The sequence below is a fragment of the Kribbella voronezhensis genome (assembly GCF_004365175.1).
GTDB lineage: Bacteria > Actinomycetota > Actinomycetes > Propionibacteriales > Kribbellaceae > Kribbella > Kribbella voronezhensis.
The window spans coordinates 3867384-3881352 of record NZ_SOCE01000001.1; the positions used below are offsets into that span (position 1 = coordinate 3867384).

The window sequence follows — 13969 nt, forward strand, 5'->3', positions numbered from 1 at the left end:
CGACTCTCCGAGCCCGAAGGACCTCACTCATGCCTACGCACACCAGGCGTTCCGTACTGGGCTTCGCTGCCGCCGCCCTTCTCGCTCCGGCCGTGCTGTCCACCGAACCGGCCAACGCCTCCGGCACGCTGACCTTCGGGCAGTACGCCGATGAGTGGACCATGATCAACCAGGCTCAGCCGGGTACGTCGTACTGGGCCTACGACCGGGACCGGGCCAAGGTCGGCCTCGAGTACGGCGCGGTACCGGTCTGGCGGTCGGTCTTCCGGATCGACGTCGCCCAACTGGCCGGCGCCGTGATCGCCGAGGCAGCCTTCGCGATCACCCTCGACCACACGCCGACCGGCAGTCCGACGCCGGTCGACCTGTGGACGACCGAACCGATCGACCCCGGGTCGCCGGTGACCTGGAACAACTTCGCCGGCTCCTGGCTCAGTCGCGTCGGTACGGCGTTCGGTAGCGCTTGGACCGGTGGCGAACAGCCCGACCAGGAGCTGCGGTTCTCCGGCCTGGCCGCCGTCGTCCAGCGGGCCGTCGACAAGCAGGAGCGGTACGTGACGCTCGGACTCCGGGCGCCGGAGGAGACCAGCAAGACCCAGTGGAAGAAGTTCTACGGCGAGACCGCCCACCTCGCGGTCACTTACCAGCGCTGAGCCCGAAGCCTTGGCCCAGGTGGGAAAGATCACCCGCCACACCGGGTTCCGTTGACCGTGACGGAACGCGACGGCTACGGTTCGGGGGACAACCTGCGGTGCCATGAGGGAAACCGGTGAAAGTCCGGTACGGCCGCGCCACTGTGAGCGAGCTCCGGCTCGTGAGTCAGGACGCTCGGGCACCAGCAGCCTTTCGAAGGGGACGCGCACTTCCCTAGGAGGTTCCAGATGACCGCACCTGTTTCCACTTCATCGGTCGCCGTACCGGCTCTTTCGCCGCGGCTGCTGGCGTTCGCCCTGCTCACCGTCGGCCTCGCGCTGATGCTGGCCTACCTGGTGGCGTTCGACCAGGGCGCGCTGTCCCGCTCGGGGATGTACCTGCACGAGCTGATGCACGACGGCCGTCACCTGCTCGGCGTGCCCTGCCACTAGCAGTCCCGTCTTCCCTTTCTCACCACACCAGGCCCCGACCAGGGCCTTCGGAAAGACAGGTCTGCCATGCGTACCTTCGGCTCTCTTCTGGTGCGCGGACTGATCGTCGGACTCCTCGCCGGCCTGCTGGCCGGAACCTTCGCCTTCGTCACAGGTGAGCCGCGGATCGACTCGGCGATCGCGATCGAAGAGGCCAACGCGTCCGCGCACTCCCACGACGCCGGCTCGGGTCACCACGAGCACGCGGCCGAGGAGGAACCCCTCGTCAGCCGGGACGGCCAGCGCTTCGGGCTCTTCCTCGCCGCCTCCCTGTACGGCGTAGCGCTCGGCGGCATCTTCGCTGTCGGCTTCACCCTGCTGCGCCGTCGGCTGCGGACCAGCAGCGACTCGTACGCCGCCCTCGGGCTGGCCGCCGCTGGGTACGTCGGCATTGTGCTCGTGCCGTTCTTCAAGTACCCGCCGAACCCACCGGCGGTCGGCGATCCCGACACGATCACCCAGCGAACGGTGACGTACCTGCTCACACTGGTGATCGGTCTGCTCGCAGTCTGGGCCGGGGTCGCGGCGTCCCGCTGGGTGCAGCGGTTCGGCGACCTGCCGTGGATTCGGTTGGCCGGTGGCGGCGCCGCCCTGGTGTTGACTGTCGTCGTGGCCTATCTGATCCTGCCGAAGATCAACGAGGTGCCCGGCACCTTCCCTGCGACGCTGCTCTGGCAGTTCCGGCTCGCCTCGCTCGGGACCCAGACGGTGTTGTGGACGCTGCTCGGCATCGGGTACGCCGCGGCGATCGACCGCCGTACTCCGGTGGCCGCTTCGTCGAAGGTGGTTGCCGCTTGACCACGTTGACTCTGGTCGCACATACGCTCACCCCGGCGCTGCGAGGACTCGTCCTCGGTGGCCCTGCCGAACCGGACGCGGCCGGTCTCGCAGCGGCTCGCGAGCTGAAGCTGGAGGCCGACGAGGCGTACGCCGGGCCGGAACCCGCTGCGGTGAAGACTGCGGAGGCGCTCGGCCTGACTGCGCGGGTCGAGCTGGCGCTACGCGATCGCGAGTACGGCGACTGGGCCGGGCGGAGTCTGGAGGAGCTGCTGACCGCGGAGCCCCAGCAAGTCGCAGGCTGGCTGGAGCACCCGCACACCGCGCCGCCTGGTGGTGAGAGTGCGAACGACGTACTCACCCGGGTCGCGGACTGGCTGGGCGACCTGGCCGGGGCTGGAACTGACGACCGCCGGAACGTGGTCGCGGTGGTGCACCCGGCCGTCGTACGGGCTGCTGTGCTGTATGTGCTCGACGCGCCGGTGGAATCGCTCCGGCACGTCGACGTGCGGCCGCTTTCGGTGATCCGGTTGTCCGCCCACGTCGGGTCCTGGTCACTCGTCTTCGGATAATCGGGGCTTCCCGTCAGAGAGTTCCGATGTCAGACTGCGGGGACCCTTGGGTCACCGGATGCTGACGGGGAGTCGCGATGGCGGACGAGTTCGAGCTGCTGGTCCGGCGGGTGCAGGAGCTGCCCGCCGAAGTAGCGGCGTACGAGGTGCGTTCGTACTTCGATTCGCTCGCGCCCGGCGATGGGTTGCGGCTCGCGGAGCAGCGGCCGGACGAGGTCGGCTCGCTCGACGGGGCGCCGGCTGCGCTTCGGTACCGCGCGAACCACCTGCGGCTGGTCGCGGCTCGGGACCGGCTGCGCGCGGCGGGTTCGCTCGGGGAGCATGAGCGGAAGCGACTGGAGACGCTCGACGAGCTGCTGACGCCGGTCGCGCAGACCGAGGCAGATGCCTCCGGCAACGTTGTGAAGGTGCTTCGGGATCGTCAGTTCCTCGCGGTCGAACCGGACGGGCGGGGGCGCGCGGTCGAGGTGCTGGGGCAGCTCGATCGGGCTCGCAACATCGCCGTACTGGTTCCCGGGATGGGGAACAGCCTGGAAACGCTGCGTGGGCAGGTGGATCGGGCCGAGCTGATCCGGCACGAGGCCGGACCCGGGACGGCCGCGGTGCTGTGGCTCGATTACGACTCGCCACAAGGGCTGCGGGAGGCGGCGAGCAAGCGGGCGGCGATCGAGGCCGGCCCGGCGCTGCGGCGGTTCATGGCCGGCCTCGAGACGGAGAGGTTGCCGGAGGCAAGTGTCACGCTGGTCGGGCACAGCTACGGTAGCGATGTGGTCGGTCAGGGGATGCTGCAAGGTGTCCGGGTGGATCGGGTGGTGCTCACCGGTAGCCCGGGAATCACCAAATTCGTCAACCAGGCTTCGGACTTCGTGCCTCCCCCGACCAGACTGTACGTCGAGCGCGCGCCTGGTGACTACGTGTCCTACAGCGAGTGGCACGGGCCGGACCCGGCGACCTTCCCGGACGCGATCCGGATGGCGACGAACGACGAGACGGTCTCGGTGCACTGGCACAACGAGTACTACCGGCAGAACAGCGAGGCGCTTCGGAACATCGGCCGAGTGGTGCGCGGCGACCTCGCGCACATCACCACCACCGACACCACGCGCGCGCAAGAGTCGAAGCTCGCACTCGGCATCTCCTGGGCCGACCCGTTGAACAACGCAGCCGCAGTCGCCAGCAAGGTGTATGACGGAGTCGTGTCCCTCACCAAACGCCCCCGCAACCCAGCCGCCGGGGTCGCGACAGACGGCAGCCGCCCAGCTCGAGCAGCCGCCGACGGGAGCCGCCCGGGGCGAGCTGCGTCTGGGACGGTCGCCCCTGGCGCGGCTCGTCGTAGCGAGGGGCGAGGCCGATGACGCTATCGGAAGCGCGTGAGGTCTTGCGGGCGGAGTTGTTGGCGGCGGCGGTCGTGCCGGGTCGGGCTCCTGTCGTCACGCACGACCCCGGGCCGGTTGTTGCCGGTGCTGTCCGTCGTAGCGAGGGGCAGGGCCGATGACGCTGACGGAAGCGCGTGAGGTTTTGCGGGCGGAGTTGCTGGCGGTGGCGGCGGCGGTCGTGCCGGGGCAGACTCCTGTTGTCACTCACGACCCCGGGCCCGTTAATCCCGGTGCGCTGTTCGACGGGCGCGCGCCGGCGACTATTTGCTCGATCACTGTCGAGACGGGTGAGCCGGCCGCCGTGCCGGATCCGGAAGCGGCCGTCTCCACCGCAGCCGCCATCCTCACCGCTCGCGGCTGGACGGCCTCGATCGCAGCGCCGGAGGACGGGCATCACCGCGTCTCGGCGTCTCGCGACGGCTACGAGATCGCCGTTCACGCCTGGCCCACCGACTGGCGCATCACCTTCAGCGGCGACACCCCGGCGATCGGCTAGGACCGACTAGCTGGTTGCGGCGCGTTCGGCGGCGCTGCGGAGGACGCAGAACTCGTGCGCCTCGGGGTCGAGCATGACGACGAAGCCGGTGCCGTCGGGCTCGCGGTGGTCGTGGGCGATGGTGGCGCCGAGGGCGAGCAGGCGTTCGACCTCCTCGTCGCGGGTGCCGTCGGGTTCGAGGTCGAGATGGACGCGGTTCTTCGCGGCCTTGGTGTCGTTGTTCTGCTCGAACAGCAGCGTCACCGAGTCCGTCACGACCGCGGCGTACGGATCGCCCGGGTGGTCGTCGTCGGGCCGGTCGACCCCGAACACCTGGAGCCAGAAACCGGCCAGCTGGTAAGGATCGCGGGCGTCGAACGTGACAGTGCGTACTTTGGATGTCATCCGCTGAGCTTCCTGTAGATGGTCAGCTTTCCGCCACCGAATTGTCCGGCTTGGCGAAGAACAGGCAGGCACCCTGACGTTCGCTGTCCAGAGCGGTGACGAAGCTGGAGTGGACGGTGAAGCCGGCGGCGGTGCCGACGGCTGAGAGCTCGTCCGGCGTACGGCGGTAGACGTCCAGTGACATCGGATGGCCGCCGTAGCCCGAGGTCTTGTGGGTGCTTCCGGTGCCGACGTGGAAGCCGACGAGCAGTTGGCCGCCTGGTCTCAGCACGCGGTGGAACTCGGCGAAGGCCGTCGCCAGCTCATCCGCCGGGAGATGGACGGTGGACCACCAGGAGACGATGCCGCCGAGCTTGTCGTCCGGAAGGTCGAGGGCCGTCATCGAGCCAACCTCGAAGCGCACTCCCGGGAAGTCCCGGCGGGCGACCTCGACCATGCCCGGCGACAGGTCGATGCCGAAGGCGGACAGCCCGAGCGACCGCAGCAGCGCGGTCACCCGCCCGGGTCCGCAGCCGACGTCGAGCACCTCGCCACCCGCGCCGACCAGCGAGCCGAAGTACGTCAGCAGCGGGACCTCCGACGGACCGCCGCTGACGACGAGTTTCGCGTAGTCAGCGGCGACGGTGTCGTAGGAGACCCGGACGCCATCCATATAGGTGTCGTCCACAGCTGCGATGTTGCCGGAGGAGATAGTCACCCGGCCGAGAGTAGAGCCCGGCTCGGACAGTTTTTCTAAGCTTTGCCGAGAGCCTGCTTCTGCCTGCCGAGGCCGTCGATCTCGCACTCGACGACGTCGCCCGGCGACAGGTACGGGAACCGGCCCGACAGGGCGACACCTTCCGGCGTACCGGTGTTGAGCAGGTCGCCCGGATCCAGCGTCATGTACTGCGACAGGTCGCGGATCAGCGCCGCGACCGAGAAGATCATGTCGCGGGTGTTGGAGTCCTGCCGGATCTCACCGTTGACCCACGACCTGAGGCCGAGGTTGAACGGGTCCACCTCGTCGGCCGGGACCAGAGAAGGACCGAGCGGGTTGAAGGTCTCGCAGCACTTGCCCTTGGACCACTGGCCGCCCGACACCTCGAGCTGGAAGGCGCGCTCGGACACGTCGTTGGAGACCGTGTACCCCGCGATGCAGGCGAGCGCCTCCTCATCGGTCTCGACGTACCGGGCGGTCTTGCCGATCACGACGGCGAGCTCGACCTCCCAGTCGGTCTTGGTGCTCCCGCGCGGAACCAGGACTTCGTCGTACGGGCCGACGACCGTGTTCGGGTGCTTGAAGAAGACGATCGGGTTGGCCGGCGGCTCGGAGCCGGACTCGGCGGCGTGGGCCGCGTAGTTCTGGCCGATGCAGACCACCGCGGCCGGCTTCGCGATCGGGGCGCCGATCCGCAGGCCGTCGACGGACGCCGGTGACAGCGAGCCGTCCGCCAGGGCTGCCCGAACGCGGGCGATGCCGTCCGAGGCGAGGAAGGCGCCGTCGATCTCGGCGGTGACGGAGCTCAGGTCGTAGACGGTGCCATCGGCGTCGCGCACGTACGGGCGCTCCTCACCGACCGCGCCGAGGCGCAGCAGTTCCACAGACTTCTCCCTAGGGAATCTTCACTCTTTGTCGAACACGGGACGCAGGCGCGCCCGTGAGGCTTCGATGTGCGACCGCATCGCCGCGGCCGCTTCGCTCGGCTCGCCCTTGCGGACCGCCGCGACGACCGTCTTGTGCTCGCGGAGCGCCTTGGTGGCGATCCCGCCGCCGTAGTACAGCCGGAACAGGTGCAGGTGGCAGTGGGTGCGGGCGAAGGACTGCCGGGCGGTGTCGTTGCCGGAGAGCTCCAGCACCAGGTCGTGGAAGCGCTGGTCGTGCGCGGCCATCGCCTTGTAGCTGTCGTAGTCGGGACGGTCCGGTACGTCGGTGTAGCTGAGCATCTCGTTCTTCAGGCGGGCCAGGTCGTCCGCCCCGGCCCGCTCGGCGGCGCGGGCCGCTGCCCACGGCTCGATGACCAACCGGTACTCGAAGAGGTCCTCGAACTCCGCCCGGGTCAGCCGCGAGGACACGCGGTACCCGCGCAGCGGTTCCTTGATCACCAGCCCGTCGGACTCCAGCCTGGCCAGCGACTCGCGGATGGGAGTCTGCGAGATGCCCAGCTCCCGGGTCAGCGCGTCGATGTTCAGCCGGGTCCCCGGCTCGACCACGCTGTCCATGATCAGGCCCTTGACCGTCTCGTAGACGTCGTCACTCAGCACCTGGCGTTGGGGCAGGCGGCTGAGCTGCCCCGCCAGACCCACATGAGCATCTGTCACAGTCGCTCCTCCCGAAGCCCCTCATTCTGCCCGACTCCCAGTTTTGCGGGTATACACAGTCGTTGCCCGCGCAACCCTTGACGGCACCAGTGTGAAGCGGCACCATCAGCTACGCAATATCCTATAGGATCTTTGAGGAGTCGGGCCCATGAGCACCCCATCGTCGCTGTACCGCAGGACCGCCGTCGGCCTGGCCCTCGTTGCGCTGGTCGCAACAGGCTGCAGCACCAAGAACTCGGGTGACAACGCCGGTGGTACGAGCGGTGACGACGCCTCGACCGGTACTTCGACCGGGCCGGTGACCCTGAAGGACGGCTCCAAGGTGAAGCTGGCGCTGGTCCCGGGTGGCGCGCACCCCTATTTCCAGCCGTGGAAGACGACCGCCGCGCAGGACAAGACCGAGTTCAAGCTGGCCGACGCCACCTTCAACGAGACCGGCGAGTGGGACCAGGGCAAGCAGAACAACGTGCTCAACTCGCTGGCCGCCCAGGGCTACAACGCGTTCGGCATCTTCGGCGTGTCGCCGACCGACATCAACTCCACCTTCGAGGACCTGAAGGCGAAGGGGTTCGCGGTCGGATCGCTCGCGTCCTGTCCGGCCGGTGACACCAACTCGGCCGACTTCTGCCTGTCCACGGATGTCGAGGCAGCGGCGTACAAGGCGGCCAAGGCGGCGATCGAGGCGATGGGCGGCGAGGGCGGCCTGGTCCACCTGACCGGTAACAACGTCGACTCCAACACCCAGCGCCGGATCGCCGGTGTCCGCAAGGCGATCGCCGAGACCAACGGCAAGGTGACCGAGCTGTCCGTGATCACCGACATCGACGAGGACCTGCAGACCGCGCAGAAGGCGGTCGCCGACCTGCTCGCGTCGAAGGGGAAGGACATCAAGGGCATCGTCACCACCGCCTACAACCCGGCCGTCGCCGCGGCCGACGGCGTCGCCAGCAGCAAACTGCCGATCAAGGTGGTCGCGATCGACGACGACGCCAAGATCCTGGCCGGCATCAAGAGCGGCGGCGTGGCCGCCACGGTGGCGCAGAACCCGGTCGGCCAGGCGTACGTCGGTGGCTGGCTGCTCGCGCTGCTCGGTTCCAAGCAGTGCACGATGAAGACCCCTGGCGTGACCGTCGACTCCGGCTCCTTCATCGTCACCAAGGCCAACGTCGACAGCTACGACACCGAGCGGAAGGCGAAGACGGTCGAGCTGCAGAAGGAGTTCGCCGCGCAGCTGAGCTGCCAGTAGATCGCGGCCGACCCCGCCTGCCGCCACACACCTCGCTTTCCTTCCCTCGTTCTTTAGGCTGATGAACGGACCGATGAGCTTGCCCAAGACAACCATCACCCGAGCCGAGGCCTCCCTGGTCGACCTGGAGGTCGAGACCGTCCGGACCGACGCGGTCCAGGCGTTCCTCAAGCAGGAAACGGTTTTCGTCGAACTGGAGACCACCGAGGGACTGACCGGACTCGGCTACTCGTACACGATCGGGACCGGCGGCAGCGCAGTACTGGCGATGCTGCGCGATCACCTGCTGCCGCGCCTGGTCGGCGCGGACGCCCGCAACATCGAGGCGATCTGGTTCGACCTGTTCGCCTCCACTCGGGCGACCACGGTCGGTGCCATCACCTCGCTGGCGCTGGCCGCGGTCGACACCGCCCTGTGGGACTTGCGCTGCCTGCGAGCCGGGGAGCCCCTGTGGCGACTGGCCGGTGGCTATCGCCGGAACGTGCCGCTGTACGACACCGAGGGCGGTTGGTTGCACCTGACAACGGATCAGCTGGTGGCGGGCGCGCTCGCGTCGCAGAAAACCGGCTGGCCCGGCGTGAAGCTGAAGGTCGGCAAGCCCCGCGTGCACGAGGACGTCGAGCGACTGACCGCAGTACGGGATGCTGTCGGGCCTTCGCTGGACATCATGGTCGATGCCAATCAGTCGATGACGTATGCCGAGGCCAAGCGGCGGGCGCGTGCTTTCGAACCGATCGACCTGACCTGGTTCGAGGAGCCGCTGCCGGCCGACGATCTGACCGGCCATGTCCGGCTGGCCGAGTCGACGTCGATCCCGATCGCGGTCGGTGAATCGCTGTACTCGATCTCGCAGTTCCGCGAGTACGTCGCGTCCGGTGCGGCCGGGATCGTCCAGGTCGACGTGGCCCGGGTCGGCGGCATCACCCCGTGGCTGAAGGTCGCCCATCTGGCCGAGACCTTCAACCTCCAGGTCTGCCCGCACTTCCTGATGGAACTCCACGTCAGCCTGACCGCCGCCGTACCGAACGGCCGGTACGTCGAGCACATCCCGCAGTTGCGCGCGATCACGCGCACCGAGATGGAGATCGTCGACGGGCACGCGGTCGCGCCGGACGAGCCCGGCCTCGGCATCGACTGGGACCGCGATGCCATCGACAACCGGCGGGTCTCATGAGCGCGCCTGTCTCCGAGACCGCGACCGCGGCGCTGCAGGAGCCGGACGCCCCGGTCGAGGCACCACAGGGCGGCCGGACACCTTGGTGGGCGAACCAGCGGATCGGCCTGCTGATCCTGGTGGTCGCCCTGTCGGCCCTGTTCGGCGTACTGCGACCAGCCTTCTTCAACCAGCAGTTGGTGGTCTTCCCCCTGCTGCGCGACATCGCGATGTTCACCGTCGTCGGGCTGGCTCAGCTGTGTGTGCTGTCGATCGGCCACATGAACCTCGCGGTCGGCCGGATGGCCGCCTTCTCGATGATGATCACCGGCATCTCGTACGACCTGTGGCACTTCAGCCTGTACGCCGGGTTGCTGGTCGGCCTCGTCGCCGGGGCGGCGATCGGTGCGCTCGCCGGCTGGGTGATCGCACGGACCGGCGTGAACTCCTTCGTCGTCACGCTCGCCCTGGACTTCCTGCTGCTCGGCCTGATCCCGCTGGTCTACACGGCGCTGACCGATAACGCGGCCTTCGTGACGAAGCCTCCCGGAATGCGTGAACTGCGCAACTACTCGCTGGGGGACGTCTGCATCGGCAACGTCTGCGGGTCGCCGGCAGTACCGCAGCTGACCCTTTTCGCGGTGATCGCGATGGCCGTGGTCGGCTGGATCTACAGCCGGACCAAGCTCGGCCGGGAGTTGTTGATGACGGGCACGTCGGTGAAGGCCGCCGAGTTGTCCGGTATCCCGACCGCCCGGCGCGTGATCACGGCGCACGCGATGTCCGGCTGTCTGGCCGCGCTGGCCGGTTTCATGCTGGCCGTCAGCACCGGCTCGATCAAGGCGACCATTGGTGAGGAGTTCATGCTGCCGTCGTTCCTCGGCCCGATCCTGGGCGGCACTTTGCTGGCCGGTGGCTTCATCTCGGTCTGGGGCACCCTGCTCGGGACCGCGCTGACGTCGGTGATCCGCAAGGGTCTCGACCTGCTCGGCGTCGGGCTGGAGAGTCTGAACATCTATCTGGGCCTGATCCTCCTGGTCGCGTTGTCCACCGACCGGATCCGAACGGTGCTGTCCGACCGGCAGGGGGTGCGAAAACGATGAAACGGTTCGCTGTGCGATTCGCCCGGACCACCGAGATGACCTTGCTGGTGATCTGCGTGGTGTTCTTCGTCGGGCTGGTGATCGCCTCCGACGGTGACCTGCTCGCTGCGAATTCCTTGCGAGTGCTGCTGCAGTTCCTGGCGGTGCCGGTCCTGATCGGGTTGGCTCAGATGGTGGTTCTGGCGGTGGGACAACTCAACCTGGCCGTCGGCGCGATCGGTGGATTCGCCGCGGTCTCCATGGGCGTGCTGATGGCCGAGCACGGAGTGCCTGTTTTCGTAGCGCTGCTGATCGGCTTCCTGCTGGCCACGGTCGCCGGGTTGGTGAACGGGCTGCTCGTCGTCCTGACCCGGATCAACGGATTCATCGTCACGCTCGCGACGATGACAGTCCTGCTCGGCGTTCAGTACCGCGTGGTCGGCACCCGCACGGTCGACGACTACCCGCAGAGTGTGAAGAGCTTCGGCTCGCACGCCGTGTTCGGAGTGCTGCCGTTGATCTTCCTGGTCGCTCTCGTCGTCGCGGCTCTGCTCGCGGTGATGCTCCGGCGTACGGTGCCGGGCCGGCAGTTGCTCGCATCGGGCGGGAATCCCATCGCCGCAAGGCTTTCCGGGATCTCGAACGACCGATCCGTGATCATCGCGCACACCCTGTCCGGCGCGATCCTCGGTGTGGCCGCGATCCTGACGGTCGCGTCCTCGCCGGGAGTCAACAAGAGCATCGGTGGGGACTGGCTGCTGCCGAGCTTCGCCGCCCCGATCATCGGGGGTGCCTTGCTCACCGGTGGATCTGCCGTCGTCCTTGGCACCGTGCTGGCCGCTTTCATCGTGCGCTTCGTCGACACGGCCCGCGCGGAGTTCTCCCTCGAGCCCAGCTGGGTGAACTTCGTGGTCGGTGCGGTGGTGCTCGGATCGGTGGTGCTCGGGCAACTGCGGAGTCGCAGGCAGGAACGCCGTACGGTCTTGAAAGCGCCGGACGCGGCGGTTGCCGGAGGTGTGTCATGACGCTGTTCCTGGCAGACAAGGTCGACAAGCTGTTCCCCGGCGTGCGCGCGCTCGATGGGGTGACGCTGAAGCTGGAAGCCGGGTCGGTGCACGCACTGCTCGGTGAGAACGGTGCGGGGAAGTCGACGCTGATCAAGGTGATCACCGGGCTGTACAAGCCGGATGGTGGACGGCTGGTGCTCGATGGTTCCGAGGTGCAGTTCGGGTCGCCGCACGAGTCGGCGTCGGCGGGGATCGGCGTGGTGCACCAGGAGCGGAACCTGATCCCCGGGTTCACGGTCGGCGAGAACATCCTGTTGCAGAAGCTGCCGACCTCGCGAGGCCTGGTGGATCGGAGCGCCATTCGTACCGAGGCGGCGCGCTGGCTGGCCGAGCTGGACCTCGATCTCGACCCGGACCAGCCGGTGACCGAGCTGTCGGTCGCGCAGGCGCAGTTGGTCGAGATCGCGAAGGCGCTCTCGGTGGAGAGCCGGGTGCTGTTGCTGGACGAGCCGACCGCCTCGATCACGCCGAACGAGGCCGAGCGCCTGTTCCGGGTGGTGGCGAAGCTGAAGAACGACGGCCGCGCGGTGCTCTTCGTGAGCCACAAGCTCGAAGAGGTCTTCCAGATCTGCGACACGGTGACGGTACTGCGCGACGGCGCCTCGGTGCTCGAGTCCGGTCCACTGGGGGACCTGACTCGTGACCAGGTCGTCGACCTCATGGTCGGCCGCGTGCACGAGGCGCTCGCGCTCCCGGCGCGAACCGTCCCCGCGGCCGACCCGCTGCTGGAGCTGTCCGGAGTCGGTACTGCGAGCGGCCACGCCGATGTGGATCTCAGCGTCCGGCCGGGAGAGATCGTCGGGCTCTACGGACTCGTCGGTGCTGGTCGCAGTGAGCTCGCCAAGGCCTTGCTCGGGCTGGACCGGATCACGGCCGGTGAGGTCCGGGTGCGCGGGCAAGCGGTGCGGATCCGGAATGTGCGCGACGCTCTGCGCAACCACAAAATCGGCTATGTCACCGAGAACCGGAAAGAGGAAGGCGTCTTCCTCGAACAGTCGGTCAGCCGCAACATCGCGGTGACCGTCTGGGACCGGCTCCGCAAGGTCCTCGGCTATGTGCCGGCCAAGGCCGAAGCGGCGATGGTCGCGGAGTACGTCGAACAGCTCGGCATCCGGATCGCCTCGCCCGCCCAGCTGACCGGGACGTTGTCGGGCGGGAACCAGCAGAAGGTGTCGCTGGCGAAGTGGCTGGCGGCGAAGACGGAGATCCTGATCATCGACGAGCCGACCGTCGGCATCGACGTACGGACCAAGGACGCCTTCCACACCCTGATCTGGGATCTGGCGGCGAACGGCCTGGCGATCCTGCTGATCACTTCGGACCTGCCGGAGATGATCACGCTGGCCGACCGCGTCGTGGTGATGCGGGACCATCGCGTCCAGGGTGAAGTGGCGAACGACCACGACTACGACACGATGAGTCAACGGGTGATCCGGCTCATCCATGCAGAAGGGACGACCGCGGCATGACTGTGGCTGGGCGGGTTGACGCGCATCACCACCTGTGGGATCTGTCGGTTCGTGAGCAGGCCTGGATGGTCGGGCCGGAGCTGGACCCGATCCGGCGGAACTTCTCGGTCGACGAGCTGGCGCCGCTGGCGGCCGCGGCCGGTGTGAGCGCGACGGTGGTGGTGCAGACCGTCGGCGTGCCGGCGGAGACGCCGGAGTTGCTTTCGATTGCCGATGGCAACGAATTGATCGCGGGGGTGGTCGGTTGGGTCGATCTCACCTCGGCGCGGGTGGTGGGGGCGCTCGCCGAGTTGCGGGAACGCGCGGACGGCTCGTGGCTGAAGGGGATCCGGCACCAGGTGCACGACGAGGCAGATCCACGGTGGCTCTGCCGGGACGACGTACGGGCGGGTTTGAAGGCGGTTGCCGAGGCTGGACTGGTTTACGACCTGCTGACGAAGACGCCGCACCTGCCGGCTGCGGTGGAGACAGCGGCCGCGTTGCCCGAGCTGACGTTCGTCGTCGACCACATCTCGAAGCCGGTCATCGGTGCCGATCCGGAGCCCTGGGCAACAGAACTGCGTTCCCTGGCTGCCCTTCCGAACGTGTTCTGCAAACTGTCCGGCATGGTCACGGAGGCTTCCTGGACGGACTGGAAGGTCTCAGACCTCAAGCCGTATGTCGACATCGTGCTCGACGCGTTCGGCCCGTCCCGAGTCATGTTCGGCTCCGACTGGCCGGTCTGTCTCCTGGCCGCGTCCTACGCCGAGGTGGTCGAGACCGCCGAATCCCTCACAGCCGACCTAACCACCGCGGAGCAGAACGCCATCTTCGCCGACACAGCTCGCCGTACCTACAAGCTCTAGCCACAGGCCCCCCGTACCGCGACCTCCCCCAGGTCGCGGCCCCCCGACCTGTGACCGAGCTGCAGATCCCCCCGGCTCAG

16 protein-coding genes and 1 riboswitch are annotated in these 13969 nt (G+C 68.1%); of the genes, 12 read left to right on the forward strand and 4 right to left on the reverse strand.

Annotation, left to right across the window (positions count from 1 at the left end; all coding sequences use genetic code 11):
* The first annotated feature begins 29 nt into the window (after positions 1–29).
* The 6 genes from EV138_RS17890 to EV138_RS17915 all read left to right on the forward strand — a co-directional run bounded on the left by EV138_RS17890 (position 30) and on the right by EV138_RS17915 (position 4345).
* The gene (locus tag EV138_RS17890; RefSeq protein ID WP_133980026.1) at positions 30–653 is read left to right on the forward strand and encodes a hypothetical protein; all 624 of its coding nucleotides are present in this window, start codon (positions 30–32) and stop codon (positions 651–653) included.
* A gap of 108 nt (positions 654–761) precedes the next feature.
* Positions 762–828: riboswitch (cobalamin riboswitch) on the forward strand.
* A gap of 53 nt (positions 829–881) precedes the next feature.
* Positions 882–1085: a CbtB domain-containing protein gene (locus tag EV138_RS17895; protein ID WP_202866754.1), complete on the forward strand. Its 204-nt coding sequence runs from the start codon at positions 882–884 to the stop codon at positions 1083–1085.
* Between the two features lie 66 nt (positions 1086–1151).
* Positions 1152–1922, forward strand: a complete 771-nt coding sequence (locus tag EV138_RS17900) for a CbtA family protein (protein WP_133980027.1) — start codon at positions 1152–1154, stop codon at positions 1920–1922.
* Positions 1919–2473 carry a histidine phosphatase family protein gene (locus EV138_RS17905; RefSeq protein ID WP_133980028.1) on the forward strand — a complete coding sequence of 185 codons (555 nt, stop codon included), beginning with the start codon at positions 1919–1921 and terminating at the stop codon, positions 2471–2473. Before EV138_RS17900 ends, EV138_RS17905 begins: the two co-directional genes overlap by 4 nt.
* A gap of 77 nt (positions 2474–2550) precedes the next feature.
* Positions 2551–3828 (forward strand): alpha/beta hydrolase, encoded by a 1278-nt coding sequence (locus tag EV138_RS17910; RefSeq protein ID WP_133980029.1) that lies wholly within the window; start codon positions 2551–2553, stop codon positions 3826–3828.
* A 136-nt stretch (positions 3829–3964) separates the two neighbouring features.
* On the forward strand, positions 3965–4345 hold the full coding sequence (locus EV138_RS17915) for a hypothetical protein (protein WP_238158203.1): 381 nt from the start codon (positions 3965–3967) through the stop codon (positions 4343–4345).
* Between the two features lie 6 nt (positions 4346–4351).
* Here EV138_RS17915 and EV138_RS17920 read toward each other — a convergent pair whose 3' ends face one another.
* Genes EV138_RS17920 through EV138_RS17935 form a run of 4 tightly spaced genes read right to left on the reverse strand, consistent with a single transcriptional unit; the run spans position 4352 to position 7027 of the window.
* A complete protein-coding gene (locus EV138_RS17920) occupies positions 4352–4729 on the reverse strand; it encodes a VOC family protein (RefSeq protein WP_133980030.1) in 378 nt (125 codons plus the stop codon).
* 22 nt (positions 4730–4751) lie between these two features.
* Positions 4752–5426, reverse strand: a complete 675-nt coding sequence (locus EV138_RS17925; RefSeq protein ID WP_238158204.1) for a class I SAM-dependent methyltransferase — start codon at positions 5424–5426, stop codon at positions 4752–4754.
* A gap of 35 nt (positions 5427–5461) precedes the next feature.
* On the reverse strand, positions 5462–6310 hold the full coding sequence (locus EV138_RS17930; RefSeq protein ID WP_133980031.1) for a fumarylacetoacetate hydrolase family protein: 849 nt from the start codon (positions 6308–6310) through the stop codon (positions 5462–5464).
* Positions 6311–6331: 21 nt separating this feature from the next.
* On the reverse strand, positions 6332–7027 hold the full coding sequence (locus tag EV138_RS17935; protein ID WP_166678626.1) for a GntR family transcriptional regulator: 696 nt from the start codon (positions 7025–7027) through the stop codon (positions 6332–6334).
* A gap of 148 nt (positions 7028–7175) precedes the next feature.
* Between EV138_RS17935 and EV138_RS17940 the strand changes: the two genes are divergently transcribed.
* From EV138_RS17940 to EV138_RS17965, 6 genes are all read left to right on the forward strand, one after another.
* Positions 7176–8273 carry a sugar ABC transporter substrate-binding protein gene (locus EV138_RS17940; protein ID WP_202866755.1) on the forward strand — a complete coding sequence of 366 codons (1098 nt, stop codon included), beginning with the start codon at positions 7176–7178 and terminating at the stop codon, positions 8271–8273.
* Between the two features lie 73 nt (positions 8274–8346).
* On the forward strand, positions 8347–9447 hold the full coding sequence (locus EV138_RS17945; protein ID WP_238158205.1) for a mandelate racemase/muconate lactonizing enzyme family protein: 1101 nt from the start codon (positions 8347–8349) through the stop codon (positions 9445–9447).
* Positions 9444–10529 carry an ABC transporter permease gene (locus EV138_RS17950; protein WP_202866756.1) on the forward strand — a complete coding sequence of 362 codons (1086 nt, stop codon included), beginning with the start codon at positions 9444–9446 and terminating at the stop codon, positions 10527–10529. The genes EV138_RS17945 and EV138_RS17950 overlap by 4 nt, the downstream gene beginning before the upstream one ends.
* The gene (locus tag EV138_RS17955) at positions 10526–11533 is read left to right on the forward strand and encodes an ABC transporter permease (RefSeq protein WP_133980033.1); all 1008 of its coding nucleotides are present in this window, start codon (positions 10526–10528) and stop codon (positions 11531–11533) included. The genes EV138_RS17950 and EV138_RS17955 overlap by 4 nt, the downstream gene beginning before the upstream one ends.
* On the forward strand, positions 11530–13044 hold the full coding sequence (locus EV138_RS17960) for a sugar ABC transporter ATP-binding protein (RefSeq protein ID WP_133980034.1): 1515 nt from the start codon (positions 11530–11532) through the stop codon (positions 13042–13044). The genes EV138_RS17955 and EV138_RS17960 overlap by 4 nt, the downstream gene beginning before the upstream one ends.
* Positions 13041–13889 (forward strand): amidohydrolase family protein, encoded by an 849-nt coding sequence (locus EV138_RS17965; protein ID WP_133980035.1) that lies wholly within the window; start codon positions 13041–13043, stop codon positions 13887–13889. The genes EV138_RS17960 and EV138_RS17965 overlap by 4 nt, the downstream gene beginning before the upstream one ends.
* Positions 13890–13969 lie beyond the last annotated feature (80 nt).

Coding starts and splice junctions, on each gene's coding strand:
- EV138_RS17890 (WP_133980026.1), top strand. CDS start 30: ATGCCTACGCACACCAGGCGTTCCGTACTGGGCTTCGCTGCCGCCGCC.
- EV138_RS17895 (WP_202866754.1), top strand. CDS start 882: ATGACCGCACCTGTTTCCACTTCATCGGTCGCCGTACCGGCTCTTTCG.
- EV138_RS17900 (WP_133980027.1), top strand. CDS start 1,152: ATGCGTACCTTCGGCTCTCTTCTGGTGCGCGGACTGATCGTCGGACTC.
- EV138_RS17910 (WP_133980029.1), top strand. CDS start 2,551: ATGGCGGACGAGTTCGAGCTGCTGGTCCGGCGGGTGCAGGAGCTGCCC.
- EV138_RS17915 (WP_238158203.1), top strand. CDS start 3,965: ATGACGCTGACGGAAGCGCGTGAGGTTTTGCGGGCGGAGTTGCTGGCG.
- EV138_RS17920 (WP_133980030.1), bottom strand. CDS start 4,729: ATGACATCCAAAGTACGCACTGTCACGTTCGACGCCCGCGATCCTTAC.
- EV138_RS17940 (WP_202866755.1), top strand. CDS start 7,176: ATGAGCACCCCATCGTCGCTGTACCGCAGGACCGCCGTCGGCCTGGCC.
- EV138_RS17945 (WP_238158205.1), top strand. CDS start 8,347: ATGAGCTTGCCCAAGACAACCATCACCCGAGCCGAGGCCTCCCTGGTC.
- EV138_RS17950 (WP_202866756.1), top strand. CDS start 9,444: ATGAGCGCGCCTGTCTCCGAGACCGCGACCGCGGCGCTGCAGGAGCCG.
- EV138_RS17955 (WP_133980033.1), top strand. CDS start 10,526: ATGAAACGGTTCGCTGTGCGATTCGCCCGGACCACCGAGATGACCTTG.
- EV138_RS17960 (WP_133980034.1), top strand. CDS start 11,530: ATGACGCTGTTCCTGGCAGACAAGGTCGACAAGCTGTTCCCCGGCGTG.
- EV138_RS17965 (WP_133980035.1), top strand. CDS start 13,041: ATGACTGTGGCTGGGCGGGTTGACGCGCATCACCACCTGTGGGATCTG.